This is a genomic window from Flavobacterium circumlabens (assembly GCF_004345565.1).
GTDB classification, from domain to species: Bacteria; Bacteroidota; Bacteroidia; order Flavobacteriales; family Flavobacteriaceae; genus Flavobacterium; species Flavobacterium circumlabens.
This window is the reverse complement of the sequence record NZ_SLWA01000004.1, coordinates 74,534-92,066: the sequence shown is the minus strand read 5'-3', so window position 1 is coordinate 92,066 and position 17,533 is coordinate 74,534. Positions and strand designations below refer to the sequence as shown.

Genomic DNA, 17,533 nt, shown 5'->3' with positions numbered 1-17,533 from the left:
ACTGTCCCCATGATTTTACCCTTCTTAAAAAAAATACAGCATTCGCCCAAAGGATTCCGTTTGGCCAATACTGTGTTTTTTTTCCTTTCCGGATTTGGATATTCTTCCTGGGTTTCCCGAATTCCGCACATAAAAAACCAGCTGCATTTATCTGAAGCTCAGTTTGGAACTGTTTTATTTGCTTTTCCGATTGGTTTAATGCTCACAATGCCTTTTACAGGAAGGTTGTTAAATAAATACAGCAGCCGTTATATTATGTTGTTAGGTGCAATTATGTTTAATATTGTTCTGTCATTACCGGGTTTGGCTGCTTTTGTATGGCAGCTGGTCATTATACTTTTGATTTTTGGCGCGTCTCGTAATATTTTCAATTTGTCTATTAATGCACAATCTTTAGAGGTTCAGAAATTATATACGCAATCGATCATCACCCGTTTTCATGCGGTTTGGAGTATAGCTGTTTTTTCGGGAGCAGGTTTAGGGTATGTAATGGTAACACAACATATTGCACCAGCGCATCATTTATTGGGAGTCAGTATCTTTATGATGGGTCTTACGGCTTGTTTTTATCCGTTGAGTATTCATAATGAACCTGTACCGGTTAAAAAGAAGTTCTTTTCAATGCCGGAAAAAAACCTCATTAAGTTTGCCGTGATTTGTTTTGTTTCTATGGCTTGTGAAAATACGATGTACGACTGGAGTGGCATCTATTTTGAAAATATTTTGCACGCCTCTCCAAAGTTAACCAGTGCCGCATTTGTATTTTTTGCCACAGCTGTAACTTTAGGACGTTTGTTCGGAGATTATGCCGTAATGCAATTCGGAATTAAGAAAATCCTGTTTTACAGTGGTGTTTTCATCACTTTAGGATTTTCCATTTGTTTTATTCTGCCGTATGTGTATACCACTATTTTTGGTTATGTCTTAATCGGAATAGGGGTTTCCTGCGTCGTTCCGTTAGTATTTAGCATTGCGGGCAGATCATCAAAACTAAGTACCGGTTCTGCCTTAACCTCTATTTCTACTATTGGTTATCTTGGTTTTTTACTGGTACCGCCAATGGTTGGTTTTATATCTGAATACCTAAGCATGAAATGGGCCTTTTTAGTAATGGCACTTTTAGGTATACTGATGATTGTAATGGTCAATAAGATCGGGGAGAAGGAGTAGGTTTTTTGAAAGGTACTAAGTTGCTAAGGTTCTCAGGTTCTAGGTTTTATTTCTTTTGTGTGATGGTTGAAAGTTTCGATTTTTTAATCGGGTCTGCATTCAGGTTTAAAAAATTCCATAGAATTGCTTCATTTTGGTATTTCTAACGAGTGTAGTAATCCCATAAGCCACAAATAAAATAACTTTGCGACTCTGCGTGATTATAATTTTACTTTTCAATAGCAGTGCGAAATTTTCACGCAAAGTCGCAAAGTTTAAAAAAAAGCTTCGCGACTTGGCGTGAAATTCTGATAAGCAAATTACTTCTTCACCATAATAAATCGTTCCGTAGTCAGTTTTCCTTGTAACTTTCCTGTAACTTCAGCTGTTAAAGTATTATTTGCACCTTTGGTGTACGTAATTTTTTGAGGGTAATCATGTTGCGGATTTTCGAAAACCAATTTAGTTTCAGTTTCGCTGGTAGAAGGAAAATCAATGGCTTTGTCATTGTTTTGTCCGTTTACTGTAGCGCTGTAAGTTAGTTTTTCACCTTTTTGAGACAGCACTATCTTTTCGAAATGCAAAGTATCTTTTTCTTTTATAAAATAAGAGGTCGCACTAAAAGTACTATCGTTTACTTTCTGCCAGTTTTCGATCAGCAACCCGTCCGGTGATTTGTTTTCCCAGTTCCCGATCAGCCAATCTGCTATTTTGATTTTATCTTTTTCAACAGATTCCTTTTTCTGACAGGAAACAACGACTGCTAAAAGCATTAAAAGTGTGATTTTTTGAAACATATTTTATTAGGTTTTTGATGTTAAATGGAAGTACTAAAGTATGAAAAAAAAGTTAGCCACGAATTTCACGAATTTTCACGAATTGATTAGTCTGCAATGTGAAAAACTTGCCACTCCAGATATATATATATATCTGGATACAAGATTAAAATGATTTTAATATACGTTTTGCGCATCAGCTATTAAAAATAATTCGTGAAAATTAGTGTAATTCGTGGCAAAAAACACTTCTAATCTTCTATCCCTATAGCTATCTGAGTGGCAAAAAAAAATCTAAACACTTTCATTCAAAATGGAATACACCAGTTCTTTTGTCGGTTTCTGATCTTTTAGTTTCGCCCGTACGGCATCAAAAGTGACTTTAAAATCACAGCCCAGTTTATAATCGCCGCAGCCATAAGCGGTTTTTCCTTTCAGAATTGTTCCTTTTTTGCATTTCGGGCAGGTTAAAGCATCCGATGTGGTTGCTGCTTTTGCTTTTGGAGTCGTCTTTTTAGGTTCTAATTTGAGTTTGTAGTTTTCTTCAAAACGAATTAAACCTTCAACAGTTCCTTCATCGGTTTTAAAGCCTTTTATATTTACGGTTGACCCTTTTTGAACCAATCTTAAATATTGGTTTTCTGATATTTTTTTATCGGCAAAAGTATACGGCAAAAGAAAATCACAACCCGATTTATAATTACCGCATCCGTAAGCGGACTTTCCTTTTATAAGCGTGGCTTTTTTGCATTTCGGACAGGTTTCTGCCAAAATCCCGGCTGCTTTCTTCTTTTCTGTTTTTACAACTTCTTTCTCAGTCGCAGCTGCGTGCGAAATATTAGCATGTCTCGTTTCACTTCGTACTTCATATACCAAAGCTTCAACCATGCGTTTCATGTTCTTAATAAATGCTGCTGCGGTAAAAGTTCCTTTTTCAATATCTTTCAGTTGCTTTTCCCAGGAGCCCGTCAGTTCAGCCGACTTGATCAATTCATTCTGAATGGTTTCTATAAGCTGGATTCCCGTTGGTGTGGGCAATACCTGTTTTTTGTTTCGAACAATATACTGCCTTTTAAAAAGCGTTTCGATAATATTTGCCCGTGTTGACGGACGCCCAATACCGTTTTCTTTCATCAGTTCCCGTAAATCTTCGTCATCTACCTGTTTTCCCGCAGTTTCCATAGCACGCAGTAAAGTTGCTTCGGTAAACTGATTGGGTGGTTTTGTTTCCTTTTCTAAAAAGGAAGGTTCATGCGGCCCTTTTTCACCAACAACGAAACTCGGTAACAAATCGGCTTCTTTTTCTTTGGCGTTTGGGTCTTCAAAAACAATTCTCCATCCTTTTTTCAGGATTTCCTTTCCGGTAGTTTTAAACATCACCTCGGCCGCTTTTCCCACTACTGTGGTATTGGCAACCAGACAATCGTCATAAAAAACAGCAATAAAACGTTTGGTGATAATATCATAAACCTGCTGCTGATTGTATTGCAGATTGCTTTGTACTCCTGTTGGAATAATCGCATGGTGATCGGTTACTTTTTTATCATTGAAAACCTTAGGTGATTTTTTTATTTTTTTTTCTAAAACGGGCTGGGTTAAAGCAGCATAATCTGTTAGTTTTTGCAAAATGCCCTGTACTTTCGGATAAATATCGTTGGGTAAAAAAGTAGTATCCACTCTGGGGTAGGTAATTACTTTTTGTTCGTACAGCGTTTGGGCAATCTTAAGCGTTTCATCTGCCGAAAATCCAAATTTTGTATTGCAGAATACCTGTAATCCCGTTAGGTCAAACAACTTCGGAGCAAATTCATTCCCATTCTTTTTTTCAACGGAAACAATTTCAAATTCGCTTTCTTTGACTTTATTCGCCAGCAGTTCACCATCTTCTTTTTTCAAAAAGCGGCCTTCCTCATAACTAAAAAGCGTTTCCCTGTATAAGGTTTGTAATTCCCAATAGGGCTGAGGTTTAAAGTTTTCAATTTCCTTAAACCGGTCTACCACCATGGCCAGTGTTGGAGTTTGTACGCGGCCAATAGACAATACCTGTTTATACCCACCATGTTTTACGGTATATAAACGTGTGGCATTCATTCCCAATAACCAGTCGCCAATAGCTCTGGAAAAACCGGCGTAGAATAAATTATCGTAATTAGCGGAGGGTTTTAAGTTTTCAAAACCTTCTTTTATGGCTTCTGTAGTCAGGGACGAAATCCATAAGCGCTGTACTTCGCCTTTATAATGTGCTTCGTTCATCACCCAACGCTGAATGAGTTCTCCTTCCTGTCCGGCATCCCCGCAGTTTATGACTACCTCGGCTTTGTCAAACAGACTTTTTATAATTTTAAATTGCTTTTCGATTCCTGCATTTTGTACTACTTTGGTTTCGAATTTATCAGGAAGCATCGGCAGGTTGTTCAGGTCCCAGCTTTTCCAGTGCGGTTTGTAATCGTTGGGTTCTTTTAAGGTGCACAAATGTCCAAAGGTATAGGTCACGGCATAACCGTTGCCCTCGTAATAACCATCGTGTTTGGTATTGGCGCCCAAAACAGATGCGATTTCACGTGCTACACTTGGTTTCTCAGCAATACAGACCTTCATTTTCTCTTTCTTATTTGAGAGCGAAATTAAGGATTTAGAAATTGGTATTGAAATTATAGAGGTACAAAGGTGCAAAGAGGCTGGGGTATATAGGTAAAGTATATAGGTTCAGAGGAGCAAAGAGGCAGAGGTTCAAAGGTTTGTTTTGTTTCGCGAAGAGGTGCGAAGTTTTTTTTTAATCTTTAATCTATAAACTTTGCGCCTTTGCGTGAAAATTTCGCAGTTATATTAAAAAGCTAAAATTAGAATCACGCAATCCCGATAGCTATCGGGAGCGAAGACGCAAAGTTTTTCTCAGAACCTCAGCAACTTAGAGCCTTAGTAACTCAGTAACTCTACTCTCCACCAAAGAAGCCCAACATTGTTTGTAATGCGTCTTTCGAATGCATTTTCTCGCCATTTTCCAGTGATTCCTGTGCTGCTTTTGCTGCTCTTTCACGCATTTTGCTTTCATACGCTGCAATAGCTTCGGGTATGGTTTTATAGTGATCAGAGGTAAGATATTCACTTAGTTCCAAAGCATCGAGCATGGCCATATTAGCACCTTCACCTGCAAATGGCGGCATGACATGCGCGGCATCACCAATGATGGTCACATTCGGCAAAGATTGCCAGGTCTGATCTAAAGGAATACAGTAAATCGGACGCGGAATAAAAGGCACTGAAACATTTTCGAATAATTCGTACCAGATACTGCTCCATTCCGGATATTCTTCTTTAAACCAGTCCAGTATTTGTGTTGGATCAGCATAGTCCAGACCACTTTTTGCGGCCCAGTTTTCATCGGTTTTGAAGCTGGCGTAAAAGCCAAGGGCATCGTCGGCTTTTTGTCCCATCAGGATATTTTTGGTATCGCCAAAGGCCATTATTTTACCGCCTTTAAGTAGGGAATGGATATGAGGTGCTGCTTTTTCAGATTCGTAAATAGTACCTTCAAGCATCGTTATACCCGAATAGAAGGGTTTGATGTCGGTGATGTAAGGACGGATTTTAGAATTGGCACCATCAGAACCAATTACAATATCAGCATAAACAGATGAGCCATTTTTGAAATGCAGTAACCAGCCCTCCTCTTGTGCTTCCATCGAAATAAAATGACTGTCCCATACGATGGTTTTGGGTTCTAAGGATTCCAGCAGCATTTTTCGTAGTGCGCCACGATCGATTTCAGGTCTGAAATAGGCATTGCCGAAATCTTCCTCACGGTTTGTGTCGTGGTCACTCAGGTGTATCGTCGCATTTTCGTCCAGAATGAGCGTCTTATCTGCACCCGGCATAAAATTGGTTTTAAATGCTTCAAATAAATGGGCTTTGTGAATCGCTGCCAAACCCGATTCCTCATGCATGTCCAGTGGAGAACCCTGCACTCTCGCATTTTTATTTAAATCTCTTTCATATACTTTTACGGCTGCGTTTTGCAATTGTAAAAGTCGGGCTAAGGTAAGTCCGCCCGGACCGCCGCCAACGATGGCAACTTGTTTATTTTCTAGTAACATTCCGTTTCAATTTTAGATTAATTTTATTTCCGTTGGCTGATCAGCCTTATGTCGGAACAAAACTATAGCTCTTTGAGTACGGTTAATAGTATAAATCGGTCATCTTTATTTTTTAATAATTCGCTGGGTACTACGCCCGAAAATTTTTTGATTTCCTTGATGAAATGGGTCTGATCGGTGAAATTGAGTTCCGGAAAAAGCCGGCCTTTTGCAATATGCTCCAGGGATGCCTTGAAGCGTAAAATTTTACAAAATGCATTCAACGAAAGTCCGAATTGTTTATTGAAATAGCGGTTAATCTGCCTGCTGCTCCAGTCTATTCGTTCTGACAGCTCCTGTACTTTTATTTCGCCGTTTGAAGTATAAATCAGATCGAAAAGCTGACGTTTTCTTTCATCGATTTCTTTAGGTAAAAGGGCGTTTAGTTTGAGCAGTATTTTTTCATGAAAAGCATCAAAATCTTTTAAATCATCGACAGTGATGCCCCAAAAATCCTGCGGTAAATATTTGGCGCTGTTTAAAAGTCCGGCAATAGAAGTATTTAAAAGATATTCGACACCCAGCGGTTTAAAACTGACTTTGAAAGCCAGTGTGTGTGGCGGAATATTCTGTTGTTCCGGAACTGTTTCCAGACCAATAAGTGCAATTTGAAAAGGTGCTGCTTCAGATTCTAAAAAAAATAAATCAACCCTTCCATCGGGCATCAGAATGACTTCTTTTGCTTTATCGGATTGGTTATGAATCATTCCAATGTTTTCTACAAAGTCAGCTAGTGGCTTTTCCGGCAGGATAAATTTGTAATAGAAGTCGTTGTTCATTTCAAATAGGGTTTAGCTACTACGGTACGAAGTCGCTAAGTTATTTAATATTTGGAAGGTTTTATTTTTATTGTGTATAATAACCCGCAAATTCCCGTAGTAGGGAATAAATATCTTTAAACTCAAAATAATCAGGACTTACACTACTGACATTCTGAAAGCCGCGCTCTTTAAATAACATTTTTGTTCGTGTGACATGAAAATATTGGGATACCACAAGTACACTTTCAAAATGAAGGCTGTCTTTCAATCTCATTGTATTGTCTACCGTTGCCCGTGTATTATTGCCCAGATTGTCTACAATTATTACAGAATCGGGAACTTTATTGGCAATTAAATATTCTTTCATTTTGTCGCCTTCATAATACCCCTCTTTGCCTAAACCGCCACTTACTATTATTTTTTTTACGCGATGGTTTTGGTATAAACGAAGCCCGCATTCCAGGCGTTTTTCCAGACGTTCCGACAGTGTTCCGTCTTCATTTACCTTGTTCCCAAGAATAACCGCAATATCTGCTTTTTCCCCGTTGTCACTCAAACCATCAATGGTAATATAAAGGACGTGTCCAAAGAACCATAACAGGAATAGGGTGAGGAGTACTTTAAATATTGACTTCCGGTTTTTCATAAAATGAGTTAGAATGTTTTGCGTATTGGAATGAAGAAAAGTATGTTTTTTTACGAAAGGAAAGTAGTAAGATTATGCTTTTTTTAATTTAGCTAGCTAAAATATATCATTATATCCTAGCAAATTTCCAATTGAAATACTACAAAAAACAAAACCTACAATGATCAGGATTATCAAGCCAAAATAATTAGAATTGTTTTTTAGAACAAATTTTTCCGGATCTTTTGGATCGTAGATTATTTTGATAGTTTTATTTATGTTTTTCTGGTAAGACTGAAATTTGTCTAAATCTGACGATGTATGTAAAAATGGTTTTCCCTTAAAATTTTTCCCTTCAGAAATTTGAAACTCAATAATTGGCGTTTTATAGCCTTCATTATCTGATTCATAGTATAAAATTTTTCCATGATTTTCGACTCCATTTTTGGTAATCTGAATTAAAGATAAAACACTATAAATTGCATAAAACAACGCTATTGTTCCCAGCATTAAGAAACAAATTACAGGTTTGTAAAACATGAAGAAAACAAAAGGGATAATGAAAATTATACTATATTCTTTATTTAAGTTCATTTTTATTATAATTATTTCTTTTTTAATAGGAGCGAGCAGCAACGCTTTTTAAAGATAAAAACTTCTCAAATCGTGAGATTTATAAAATAAACTCACCCTCCAAAACAATTACAGCTTCCCCTAAAATAGCAACCTTGTCCTGTAAAAGTTCCGTACTCATCGTTCCGGTTCGTAAGGAAGACTGATACGCATTCAGTTTTGTTTTATTCAGTTTTAGGGCCCAGTATTTGGTCAAAAAGGTCTGAACACCACCCGTTACGGGATCTTCGTTTGTTCCTGCCCAGGGCCAGAAATAGCGGTAGTGAAAATCAAAATCGGTGTGGTCTGAAACTGCGGTCACCAGCACTCCGCTTATTCCGCTATGCGAATTTACCAATGCCGTGAAATCGGGTTTTAAATCGGCCAGTTCGCGGGCGCTTTCAATTTCAATAAAGATTATTTTATTGTTGGGACTATATCTTTGAGATACCGTTTCAGAAATGCCCAAGGCAACGAGCATCTTTTGCGGCACGGCTGTCTCTTCGGTGTCATAAACCGGAAAAAACATTTTGATTTTCTGATCTTCTTTTTCAATGGCCAATTCCACATTGTCGTAGTTGATAAACGTTATGCTGTCCAACGAAGTGGTGCTGAAAACAATTTTAGAAGAAGCCAGCGTTGCATGCCCGCATAACGGAATCTCTGTCTTTGGACTAAAAAACCGGATGCTGTAAGTGTTACCTGTTATGGGTTTTATAAAAGCAGTTTCCGAAAAGCCAATTTCGGTCGCAATGCTTTGCATTTCAGCCGCATCTAAATCACGCTCCGGCAAGCAAACCGCTGCAGGATTGCCTTTGTATTTTTGATTGGTAAACGAGTCAACAAAATAGGTTTTCATTCTTTTTTTGTTCTGGGTTTAGAGCTGATAAAAGTAGGAATGTTAAATGAATTTATTGAAGTTTTTTTTGCTGTGCGAAGTCTCCTGACTTCGTACCCGTTGCTATATTCCGTTTGCCATGATTTTATTTTTCTTTGTGGCTTATTGGAGTGTGTACGAAGTCGGGAGACTTCGCACAGTAGTCGCGACATTTAAGAATGAAGACATCGGAGAGCTGGAGATGTTCTTTGTTTTTTTTAAGATTTGGTTTTTATCGCTCTTATTAGTTGCTTATTACGTTTATCAGCTCTTGAATTTTGTAAAGAAATAACGGCCCAAATTGCTGCGGGAATCCAGCCAATTAAAGTTATTTGCAAGATTAGACAAATAATTGAAGTTACTATTTTTCCTCTCAAAAAGAAAGAAACACAGGGAAAGAAAATTGCAATTAATGTCATCATTTTTTTGTTTTCTGTAAATATAAAAAAAAATTGCATGATTTTTTGCAAGGCTAGTTTTCAGAATCCAATTGCGGTTTTAGAAGTTTCAATAGTCTGCTGTGCGAAGTCTCCCGACTTCATACCCGTTGCTATATTTTCGTTTAGAATAGTTTTGTATTAAAATAAAAAAATAACAAGATAATTGCTTCAAAAAAAACACTCGTCAAAAGATTAAAATAATTATATTCGTTCTTCTTAATTTAACTATAAACCACTATAAATGAGTATAAAACAAGCAGCTACTATAGCGGAAGTAATTCAGTTACTGGATGAAATAATAGAAAAATCAAAACTAGAGCAAAGGGCTATAGGTTTGTTTGCGATTTTATACCGTGAAGTTACTGTAAAAGTAAAAGAAGGTATTCGCGATGGTTCTTTTCAAAATGGTGAACGGATGGAAAAACTGGATGTCATTTTTGCCAATCGGTATTTAAAAGCGTATTATCAATATCAGGCTAAAGAAAAACCATCTGAATGTTGGGGATTTGCTTTTGAACAAGCAGAAAACTTTTGGCCCATAGTACTGCAGCATTTACTGTTGGGAATTAATGCACATGTGAACCTTGATTTAGGAATCGCTTCAGCCCAGGTCAGCACCGTAGAAGATATCGGGGATTTAAAATCTGATTTCGATCAGATAAACGCTATTTTGAGCAATTTGGTAGGCGGTGTCGAAAAATGCTTAATCAAAATTTGGCCAACGCTCACCATGATACTAAAATGGACAGGCAAAATGGACACTTTCTTTATTGATTTTAGCATGCAAACCGCAAGAGATGGCGCCTGGAAATTTGCCAACGAATTTGTGGCCGTTCCCGAAAACCAAATAGAAGCCTGTATACAGCTAAGAGATCAACGCATAACAGAAATTGCTCGATTAGTGTCAAACCCCGGATATTTTGTGAGTGCCGTTTTCAAGTTCATTCGCTTATTCGAAAGAGGAACTGTCGCCCAAAAAATAATGGATATGCAGATCATGGAAGAAAACAATATGGAATGTGTGGTTCCCTAATTTCAAAATATAGCTTTGTCTATTAGGTGTTTTATGCTCAAATCCGTTGCAAAGTATTTTGCTTTTCGAAGTCTGCCGACTTCGTACCCGTTGCTATATTCCGTATAGAATAGTTCTATTTTTCTTGTGGCTTATTGGAGTGGGTTCGAAGTTGGGAGACTTCGCATAGCAGTCGTTATTTTAGTTTCATAAATTTGACATTTGTTGCCCCAAAATTTGTAATGCTTAAGGCTGTTATCTGGTTTTTCTGGTTTCTTTCAAAACTTACTTCCGCAGAAAATGTAATTACTCCCGAAAATTTATCTTTTTCTACTTCAGTCAGCACAACATCGCTTAATCTGTTATGGGTCATGGTTAGCTTTCCATTGATAACTTTGACGTTAAAAAGGGATGATAAATCATCGTTCTGAAATTTACCTTCGAAATCTTTTAGATTTGTGTCAGAAGTAGATTTTGGCTTTTCTTCGGCTTTCTGTTCAGCTTCAGTTACTTTTTCTCTCTTTTTAAACTGATCGGCTAAATAAAATTCGGCAATATCCATTCCGGCTTTGTATGCCACAAAATTTTCATCATTGCTCAAAAGTATAATGGATAATTTATTATCCTGAAAACGACCTAAATAAGCTTTAAAACCAGCATCACTTCCGGTATGGTTGTAGACGGTAAGGCCTTTGTAGTTTCTTATAAATTGACCTTTGGCGTGGTAAATTGTTTCGCCGTCTCTCACTGCCAGTATAGTTGGTTTTCCGTCATCTAATAGGGATTGCTCATTAAAACGGTTAATAAAATCGGCATTGCCTACGATAGGATTTTCAAAATTAATCGTCCATTTGCTTAAATCTTCCACTGTTGTATAGACATTTGTAGGCCCGGGGGAAGAACTGTTGAGGTTTCTTTTACTATTTAATCCGTTTTCATTTCCGTACGAATAGGCTCTGTTCTTCACTATTTTTTCGTTGTCATCATATATTAAGGTGTTTTCCATACCAAGCGGATCGAAAATATTTTCTTTTGCGAAGGCACTAAAACTTTTTCCCGAAACTCTTTTTACAATTTCGGCTAATAATGTAAATCCTGAATTACTGTATTTAAATTGGCTCCCAGGTTCAAAATTCAACTCTTTTTGGTTGCAGATTATTTTCATTACCTGTTCAGAAGTAATGACGTCATCCATTCTCCAGCCTGCTAAGGTCAACAATGACCATTGGTCTTTTAACCCGCTGGTATGAGAACATAAATGCCTGATGGTTATCGTTTTTCCATAAATAGGCAGTTCGGGAATGTACTTTCTGACATCATCATCCAATGAGATTTTACCCTGTTTCTCTAATAGATAAAGCGAGAAAGTGGTAAATTGTTTTGAAACGGAACCTACATTAAAAATAGTTTTTGATGTAATCGGTATGTCGTATTCAAGGTTTGCCATACCATATCCTTTTTTAAAAATAAGGACTCCGTCTTTAACAATCCCAACGGCGACACCGGCAGTTTTGGAGTTATACTTAGAAAATAAGGAATCGATTCTTTTTTCCGCAGTTGTTTGCGCTCCTAAGCTGCTTGCAAAAAAAATACAAATTAGAATAAATTGAGTTAAATGCTTCATTTTAATTGATTGATTTCTTGATTGATATATCTGTTTTACAGCTGTTCGTACTATCCTCCAGAGTATTATTATCGTGATTTTGAAAGGTTTTGGAAAAGGGTAGCCCAAATGTATAATTTTAAGATAAAGTTTACAAATACAAAATCAACTTTAAATTTAAGACTTGAAGACTGAATTTTGGAAGGCTTTTTATGATTGGTAGTACTCGATGCATTTGCTGTGCGAAGTCTCCCGACTTCGTATCCTTGCTATATTCCGTTTAGGATATTTTACTATTCCTTGTGACTTATTGGAGTAATTAAACACAAAATCCTCATCATTTCTGATGAGGATTTTTAAAATCTAATCCTATTTAAGAATTAGTAGTATGCCAGTCTCTAGTAAAAATATTAAAATTTGCATCAATAGTTTTCGCAACCATTGGTACTTTTTTTTCTTAAAAAATTTCATAAATTGAAAATTTAATAAGTTTTTTTATCTATCTACATAAATTTAGTTGCTTCAACTTATGTCCTCCATTTAAAAATCAAAAAAATACAACTGAATTTTAAAATGCAAAGGTATTATATTTAATTTGATTATAAAATTTAAATTGATTTAATATTTTGTGTGATTTCCAAATGAATAGATAGCTAGGAAATGTTTTTGCTGTGCGAAGTCTCCAGACTTCCTACCCGTTGCTATATTCCGTATAGAATAGTTTTTAATTTTCTTTGTGGCTTATTGGAGTGGGTGCGAAGTCGGAAGACTTCGCACAGCAATCGTGACATTTAAAAAGGAACACTTCGGAGCGCTGTAAACGAAAATAAAAATAAGTGTTGCAAGACTTCTGTTGTACAACTTCTGTTGAAAAATAAAAAAAACAAATACAGTTCAACAACGCTGTGGGAAAGTGAAAATAAAAAATAAGTTTCCCACAACTTCTGTGTGAAAATGAAAATAAAAATAAACTTTCACACAAGTTTTGCCTGGCGCATTGAGGAGGACTTCCAAAAAGATCAGATAAAAGAAAAAATAAGCAGATGTAGTAAATTATGTACGAAAAAATGCACTTTTGTTTCCTCCCTAACAAGCAAACAAATAGTATCGTACCAAAACAATCTTGTTTTTGGGCGGGTATTATTTTTTAAAAGAATTTTAAATATCTTTGAATTATGAGTACAGCAACAAAACCAAATCACATAGGGCGAAAAATAAGCCGTATTCGTGAACTGAAAGACATGAAACAGGAAGCCTTAGCGCAGGCTTTAGGAACCAATCAGCAGGCCGTTTCTATTATGGAAAACAGCGAGACTATTGAGGAAGAAAAATTAGCTGAAGTAGCAAAGGCTCTTGGTGTAAGTGTAGAAGCGATTAAAAACTTTTCGGAAGAAGCTGTTTTTAATATTATTGGGAATACTTTTGAAGATCATGGCTCAATTACTACAGGTAACTACCATTGTACTTTCAATCCTCTTGATAAAGTGATAGAACTTTACGAACGTCTGATTCAGGCTGAAAAAGAATTAGTTCAGGCCGAAAAAGAAAAGGTGGAATTACTGAAAGGAAAATAATACTCGAATGAGTCTTTTATAAAAAATGTGCAAATGTCTGTTTTGACTTTTGCACATTTTTCTTTTGCTTTTTTAATCTGCTTTGCTAAGTCGGGAGAGTTCACAAAGCGAGTGCGAAATTTTAATAGGGAACACTTCAGAGAGGTAGAAAATTACGAAGCCAAAACTTTTAATTTTTGCTGTTCGAACTCTTCTTGAGATAAAACACCAGAATCTAACAGATCTTTTAGTTTTTGTAAACTATTTAATTTTTCATCAAAATCATTCTTTTGTAAATGGGATGGGCTTTCTTCTTTTGAATAGGGATTATTGTTTACTACAATTGTTTGAGGTTCGTTATTTGTTGTGCAGGCCCATACTAATGAAGCTATCCAACCAATAAATGTCCAACCTAGAAAGAAATTCAATAATATTATTGCAGTACGATTAGTTTTCTTGCGACTCAGTGCAATAAATGATGGTAAAAAGTAAAGTGCTAAAAAAGGAATTGCAATTATAAGTAATTCTGGTGCTCCAATTCTTCCCATAATGTTTGTTTTGATTAGTTGGTATTTGTCTTTAGTGAATGTCTTTTAATTTTTCTTGGTCAACGAGATGTCTGTGATGTGCTAAGTCTCCCGACTTCGTACCCGTTGCTATATTCTTAATACAATAGTTTTTACTTTTCTTTGTGGCTTATTGGAGTGGGTACGAAGTTGAGAGACTTCGAACAGCAATCGTTACCTTTAAGAAGTAACACTTCAGAGAACGGGGTATTTTATTACCATTCACCCTTAAAGGTGAAATTATAGCCATCTAGTTGTCCTGGCCCTTTATCGTTTAATCCTCCATTGTTGCAAGTGTTATTACCTAATGTATTTCTATTAGGAATCATCTCAATTACTTCTTTGAAATGTTTGTTTATTGAATGTTTATATAATTCAGAAGTATGGAGATTATTTATATTAATTGAAATAGTTTTTTGACCACCTTTAACTAACATAATTATTTCTGGATTTATATCGTTAAATATTCTTAAGAGTTCACGTTTTAATTTAGGCTCTCCAGAATCAAGAATTCGATTTATTGATGATATTAAATTTTTTTTTAACGAACTTCTTGTAGAAGATTTATCCTCTCCTTGAGAAAGATTGTAGGTTAGGATTCTTCTTTGTTTTATATCGAAAGGTAAGTCGTCAATTTCTCCAAATGCAGTATTGTAAATACAAATAACATTATCCCAATCAATTGTTTTTGCTGCATATCCAAGCTCGATCAAAACATTTGGATTTGGTGTTTTTCTTTTTTCAGAGTCATTATTAATGATACTTATATCACAAACAAATATTTCTGAATTATCAATTTTTTCAAATATACTTTGAGTGATATCAGGAGAGCCAGAGAGTCCTTGTGTGTCTTGATCCACTCTAATATTTATTTCAAGATTAGGATCGTTGATTTCCGATACAGCATCTTTAAGACATTGCTGAATTAATGTTCTGTTGGTAGCATTTGGCAAATCAGATTGCCATGAATAAAATATTGTTTTCATATTTTGATAATAAATAGAATTTTTTAATTTTAGAAATGAACTTTGAATGGCTTCCTCCAATAATCTGGATTTGTAATAGTTGCCCACAAAGATGCGTGTGACTTCTTAGGTTATTTGTTTACGTTCACTAGCGGGATGCACGCGCCTGCGAATGGGATCACTCTGAAAGAAATAGCTATCAGAACAAATTAGAAGCCTTTAAGTTTTTTAAATTTGTCAATATTTGTATTATATTCTTTATTCAATTGTTCAATTCTCTTTTTATCTTCTTCTGACAAGTCTAGATCTTTAGATAAACAATCTTTGATTTTCTCAGTAAATTCATCAAGTTCTCTGTAAATCTGTGAAAGTTTATCATTGATTATAACTTCGTCATGTTTTTTGAAAATTTCTTCAAGTTGCTTGGCTAGTTCTTCTTTGTAATCCATGTTTTTTGTATTTAATTATTCATATTTTATTCATCGGCGCCACACTTAAGCTGTCGAATTAAACCTTTGTCTGTTGACTTTTTTTAGTTGGGTTTGAAGCTAAGACTCGGAAAAATCATGATGGATTTAGTCCTGTAACCGTCGCAGCTAACTCTGCTATTGATGTTACAGTTTTAATTCCCTTTTTGATTTGTATTTTTTGTCTTAGACCAGAAACATTTTGATCGACTAAACTAAATAATTCATTTACATTGTATTTATTTTTTCGGTTGACTTCGTATAAAGCTTCCGCTGCAATTTTGATATATTGCTTTAACTCTAAAAATGATGCTTCAATTCCTTCCTGATCTAATTGAATTAATCGGCTGTCTGAAATAGCATCATCTTTTACTTGAAAAAATAAAACTGAGGGATATTTTATTTTAAAATCTTTGCCAAAATATTTTTGAATAAAATGATTTGTTTCTTGAGATGGATTTTGATCTGTTGCAATCATATTGAATTCCTTTTTTGTGCCTTGATTCATTCTTTGTTTTATCATTTCCATCAACTTTGATTTCATATCTTCAGCTTTATAATGCAGACTAAAAACTGTCAAATAGGTACCTGATATCGAATTTAAACTAAGCCAATAATGCGGGTCTTCTAATATTTTTGCAATGTGTTCATTTTCAAAATCATACAATATAAAGGAAAAAACTAAGGCTCTATTGTTTTCCCGATGTTCATCACATATTTTAAAAAAATCACTTTCGAATTGTTCATAGCTGCTTTTTCTGTTTTCTGAATTTATTGTTACTGTAAACATAATTTGTTATTTAAAGTTTTTTAATGATTTCACTGAATAATGCGATTATCTCGATTGTGTATTTTGTGTGAAATAGTTTTCGATATTGATTTTGATTGCGTGCACGAAGGTTAGATAGTGTTTGTTATATATATTTCCATTCAATACAATTGGAATTCATTTTTTCAATTGCTTGAATAAATTCAGATGTATCAAGAAAATAACTTGGATATGCTTTTTTCAAGGTTTTTATTGACGTCGCAGAAACTAAAACTACAGCATTTTCATTTTCATTAATTGATTTTTCAAGATTTAAATATTGCTTAGTAGCGTCCTCAAATTGATTTTTATTGAATATTTGAATATTGACAAACATTTCGGTAATATTAATATTTAATAGATAATAGTCTCCAGGAAAATTATCACTCTCAATTTTGTTAGTTGAAACTCTTATAGCTTTTAATTTCTTTAAAATATTTAATTCTTGACAATAATTATAACACTTAACCATCAATTCTTCCATCGTTAAGTCTTTGTGTTCTTCCATGACAGGTAGTTTTTCTTTTATTGCAAATAATGAACTAACAACCTTAAAAAAATCTAGCCATTCATCTGGGCCTTGATTAGATTTAAGAGATGTTCTGGTTATTATTCCTGCTGTTTCTACCGCAGTTGCCCAATTATGCTGCAATTTAGTTCTAATTTGTAATTCTATTTTTAAACCATCAAAAACATCTCTAACTGAAGAATATTTATAAACAAAATGAATACTTCTATATCCAGTATCCTTGGGATTTTTAACATAATCAACGATTCTTTCAAGTTTATGATTTGTTCTTTGATCACTAAGAGCATCTCTAAGTTTTTTCAAATCTCTAACATCTTTTAAAACTGCTCGATAACCACCGATGTCTTGCATTCCTCCTAGACCCATAGTAGGATTTAAATCTAATTTATATTCGATTGAAGTTAAACGCTTTAATCTTTGAGAAACTAAATTTGGCTGAATATTATTTTTGGTTAATAATCGTAGTAAATTATTTTTTAATACAACCAAGGGATGTAAATGATTAGCTCTCCAATTATTTATTAAATTTAATGCTTCTTCAATCTCTATGTCGGATTTTGAAGTAAGTAATTTTTCTCCGGCTTTTGTAATTTGTTTTCTACTATATTTCATTTTTTGCAGGATTTTTAAAACGTAATCACTTCTACACTATGATTT

The 17,533-nt window shown here is 35.1% G+C and carries 17 protein-coding genes; 3 read left to right on the top strand and 14 right to left on the bottom strand.

The features are described 5' to 3' along the window. Positions 1-9: 9 nt before the first annotated feature. On the top strand, positions 10-1,170 hold the full coding sequence (locus EV142_RS11560; protein WP_132035821.1) for an MFS transporter: 1,161 nt from the start codon (positions 10-12) through the stop codon (positions 1,168-1,170). Between the two features lie 299 nt (positions 1,171-1,469). On the opposite strand, the gene EV142_RS11555 is transcribed toward EV142_RS11560, so the two are convergent. The 8 genes from EV142_RS11555 to EV142_RS11520 all read right to left on the bottom strand — a co-directional run bounded on the left by EV142_RS11555 (position 1,470) and on the right by EV142_RS11520 (position 9,352). Continuing rightward, positions 1,470-1,946 (bottom strand): DUF6265 family protein, encoded by a 477-nt coding sequence (locus EV142_RS11555; protein ID WP_132035818.1) that lies wholly within the window; start codon positions 1,944-1,946, stop codon positions 1,470-1,472. A 273-nt stretch (positions 1,947-2,219) separates the two neighbouring features. Further along, a complete protein-coding gene (locus EV142_RS11550; RefSeq protein WP_132035815.1) occupies positions 2,220-4,523 on the bottom strand; it encodes a DNA topoisomerase 3 in 2,304 nt (767 codons plus the stop codon). Positions 4,524-4,858: 335 nt separating this feature from the next. Continuing rightward, a complete protein-coding gene (locus tag EV142_RS11545; protein WP_132035812.1) occupies positions 4,859-6,019 on the bottom strand; it encodes an FAD-dependent oxidoreductase in 1,161 nt (386 codons plus the stop codon). A 62-nt stretch (positions 6,020-6,081) separates the two neighbouring features. Then, positions 6,082-6,837, bottom strand: coding sequence for a helix-turn-helix domain-containing protein (locus EV142_RS11540; protein ID WP_132035809.1), 756 nt, complete (start codon positions 6,835-6,837; stop codon positions 6,082-6,084). A gap of 67 nt (positions 6,838-6,904) precedes the next feature. Then, entirely contained in the window at positions 6,905-7,465 is a 561-nt protein-coding gene (locus EV142_RS11535; RefSeq protein ID WP_132035806.1) for a YdcF family protein, read from the bottom strand. 96 nt (positions 7,466-7,561) lie between these two features. Further along, positions 7,562-8,038, bottom strand: a complete 477-nt coding sequence (locus tag EV142_RS11530; RefSeq protein WP_132035803.1) for a DUF3592 domain-containing protein — start codon at positions 8,036-8,038, stop codon at positions 7,562-7,564. A 79-nt stretch (positions 8,039-8,117) separates the two neighbouring features. Next, positions 8,118-8,915, bottom strand: a complete 798-nt coding sequence (locus tag EV142_RS11525; RefSeq protein ID WP_132035800.1) for a PhzF family phenazine biosynthesis protein — start codon at positions 8,913-8,915, stop codon at positions 8,118-8,120. A 236-nt stretch (positions 8,916-9,151) separates the two neighbouring features. Continuing rightward, positions 9,152-9,352, bottom strand: a complete 201-nt coding sequence (locus EV142_RS11520; protein ID WP_132036275.1) for a YqaE/Pmp3 family membrane protein — start codon at positions 9,350-9,352, stop codon at positions 9,152-9,154. 262 nt (positions 9,353-9,614) lie between these two features. On the opposite strand from EV142_RS11520, the gene EV142_RS11515 reads away from it, so the two are divergent. Further along, a complete protein-coding gene (locus EV142_RS11515) occupies positions 9,615-10,406 on the top strand; it encodes a DUF5995 family protein (RefSeq protein WP_132035797.1) in 792 nt (263 codons plus the stop codon). A gap of 175 nt (positions 10,407-10,581) precedes the next feature. Here the strand turns inward: EV142_RS11515 and EV142_RS11510 are convergent, their stop codons facing one another. Continuing rightward, positions 10,582-12,009, bottom strand: coding sequence for a serine hydrolase domain-containing protein (locus EV142_RS11510; RefSeq protein ID WP_132035794.1), 1,428 nt, complete (start codon positions 12,007-12,009; stop codon positions 10,582-10,584). 1,154 nt (positions 12,010-13,163) lie between these two features. Between EV142_RS11510 and EV142_RS11505 the strand changes: the two genes are divergently transcribed. Continuing rightward, positions 13,164-13,562 carry a helix-turn-helix domain-containing protein gene (locus EV142_RS11505; RefSeq protein ID WP_132035791.1) on the top strand — a complete coding sequence of 133 codons (399 nt, stop codon included), beginning with the start codon at positions 13,164-13,166 and terminating at the stop codon, positions 13,560-13,562. Positions 13,563-13,714: 152 nt separating this feature from the next. Here EV142_RS11505 and EV142_RS11500 read toward each other — a convergent pair whose 3' ends face one another. The 5 genes from EV142_RS11500 to EV142_RS11480 form a co-directional block, all read right to left on the bottom strand. Further along, positions 13,715-14,089 carry a superinfection immunity protein gene (locus tag EV142_RS11500; RefSeq protein WP_132035788.1) on the bottom strand — a complete coding sequence of 125 codons (375 nt, stop codon included), beginning with the start codon at positions 14,087-14,089 and terminating at the stop codon, positions 13,715-13,717. Between the two features lie 233 nt (positions 14,090-14,322). After that, positions 14,323-15,093, bottom strand: a complete 771-nt coding sequence (locus EV142_RS11495) for a hypothetical protein (protein ID WP_132035786.1) — start codon at positions 15,091-15,093, stop codon at positions 14,323-14,325. A 188-nt stretch (positions 15,094-15,281) separates the two neighbouring features. Continuing rightward, complete coding sequence (locus EV142_RS11490; RefSeq protein WP_132035783.1) at positions 15,282-15,521, bottom strand: hypothetical protein; 240 nt, start codon at positions 15,519-15,521, stop codon at positions 15,282-15,284. Between the two features lie 115 nt (positions 15,522-15,636). Next, a complete protein-coding gene (locus EV142_RS11485) occupies positions 15,637-16,329 on the bottom strand; it encodes a hypothetical protein (RefSeq protein ID WP_132035780.1) in 693 nt (230 codons plus the stop codon). A gap of 124 nt (positions 16,330-16,453) precedes the next feature. Beyond that, positions 16,454-17,488 carry a RelA/SpoT domain-containing protein gene (locus EV142_RS11480; protein ID WP_132035777.1) on the bottom strand — a complete coding sequence of 345 codons (1,035 nt, stop codon included), beginning with the start codon at positions 17,486-17,488 and terminating at the stop codon, positions 16,454-16,456. Positions 17,489-17,533 lie beyond the last annotated feature (45 nt).

Coding starts and splice junctions, on each gene's coding strand:
- EV142_RS11520 (WP_132036275.1), bottom strand. CDS start 9,352: ATGACATTAATTGCAATTTTCTTTCCCTGTGTTTCTTTCTTTTTGAGA.
- EV142_RS11490 (WP_132035783.1), bottom strand. CDS start 15,521: ATGGATTACAAAGAAGAACTAGCCAAGCAACTTGAAGAAATTTTCAAA.
- EV142_RS11540 (WP_132035809.1), bottom strand. CDS start 6,837: ATGAACAACGACTTCTATTACAAATTTATCCTGCCGGAAAAGCCACTA.
- EV142_RS11560 (WP_132035821.1), top strand. CDS start 10: ATGATTTTACCCTTCTTAAAAAAAATACAGCATTCGCCCAAAGGATTC.
- EV142_RS11535 (WP_132035806.1), bottom strand. CDS start 7,465: ATGAAAAACCGGAAGTCAATATTTAAAGTACTCCTCACCCTATTCCTG.
- EV142_RS11480 (WP_132035777.1), bottom strand. CDS start 17,488: ATGAAATATAGTAGAAAACAAATTACAAAAGCCGGAGAAAAATTACTT.
- EV142_RS11550 (WP_132035815.1), bottom strand. CDS start 4,523: ATGAAGGTCTGTATTGCTGAGAAACCAAGTGTAGCACGTGAAATCGCA.
- EV142_RS11505 (WP_132035791.1), top strand. CDS start 13,164: ATGAGTACAGCAACAAAACCAAATCACATAGGGCGAAAAATAAGCCGT.
- EV142_RS11530 (WP_132035803.1), bottom strand. CDS start 8,038: ATGAACTTAAATAAAGAATATAGTATAATTTTCATTATCCCTTTTGTT.
- EV142_RS11525 (WP_132035800.1), bottom strand. CDS start 8,915: ATGAAAACCTATTTTGTTGACTCGTTTACCAATCAAAAATACAAAGGC.
- EV142_RS11515 (WP_132035797.1), top strand. CDS start 9,615: ATGAGTATAAAACAAGCAGCTACTATAGCGGAAGTAATTCAGTTACTG.
- EV142_RS11545 (WP_132035812.1), bottom strand. CDS start 6,019: ATGTTACTAGAAAATAAACAAGTTGCCATCGTTGGCGGCGGTCCGGGC.
- EV142_RS11495 (WP_132035786.1), bottom strand. CDS start 15,093: ATGAAAACAATATTTTATTCATGGCAATCTGATTTGCCAAATGCTACC.
- EV142_RS11555 (WP_132035818.1), bottom strand. CDS start 1,946: ATGTTTCAAAAAATCACACTTTTAATGCTTTTAGCAGTCGTTGTTTCC.
- EV142_RS11485 (WP_132035780.1), bottom strand. CDS start 16,329: ATGTTTACAGTAACAATAAATTCAGAAAACAGAAAAAGCAGCTATGAA.
- EV142_RS11510 (WP_132035794.1), bottom strand. CDS start 12,009: ATGAAGCATTTAACTCAATTTATTCTAATTTGTATTTTTTTTGCAAGC.
- EV142_RS11500 (WP_132035788.1), bottom strand. CDS start 14,089: ATGGGAAGAATTGGAGCACCAGAATTACTTATAATTGCAATTCCTTTT.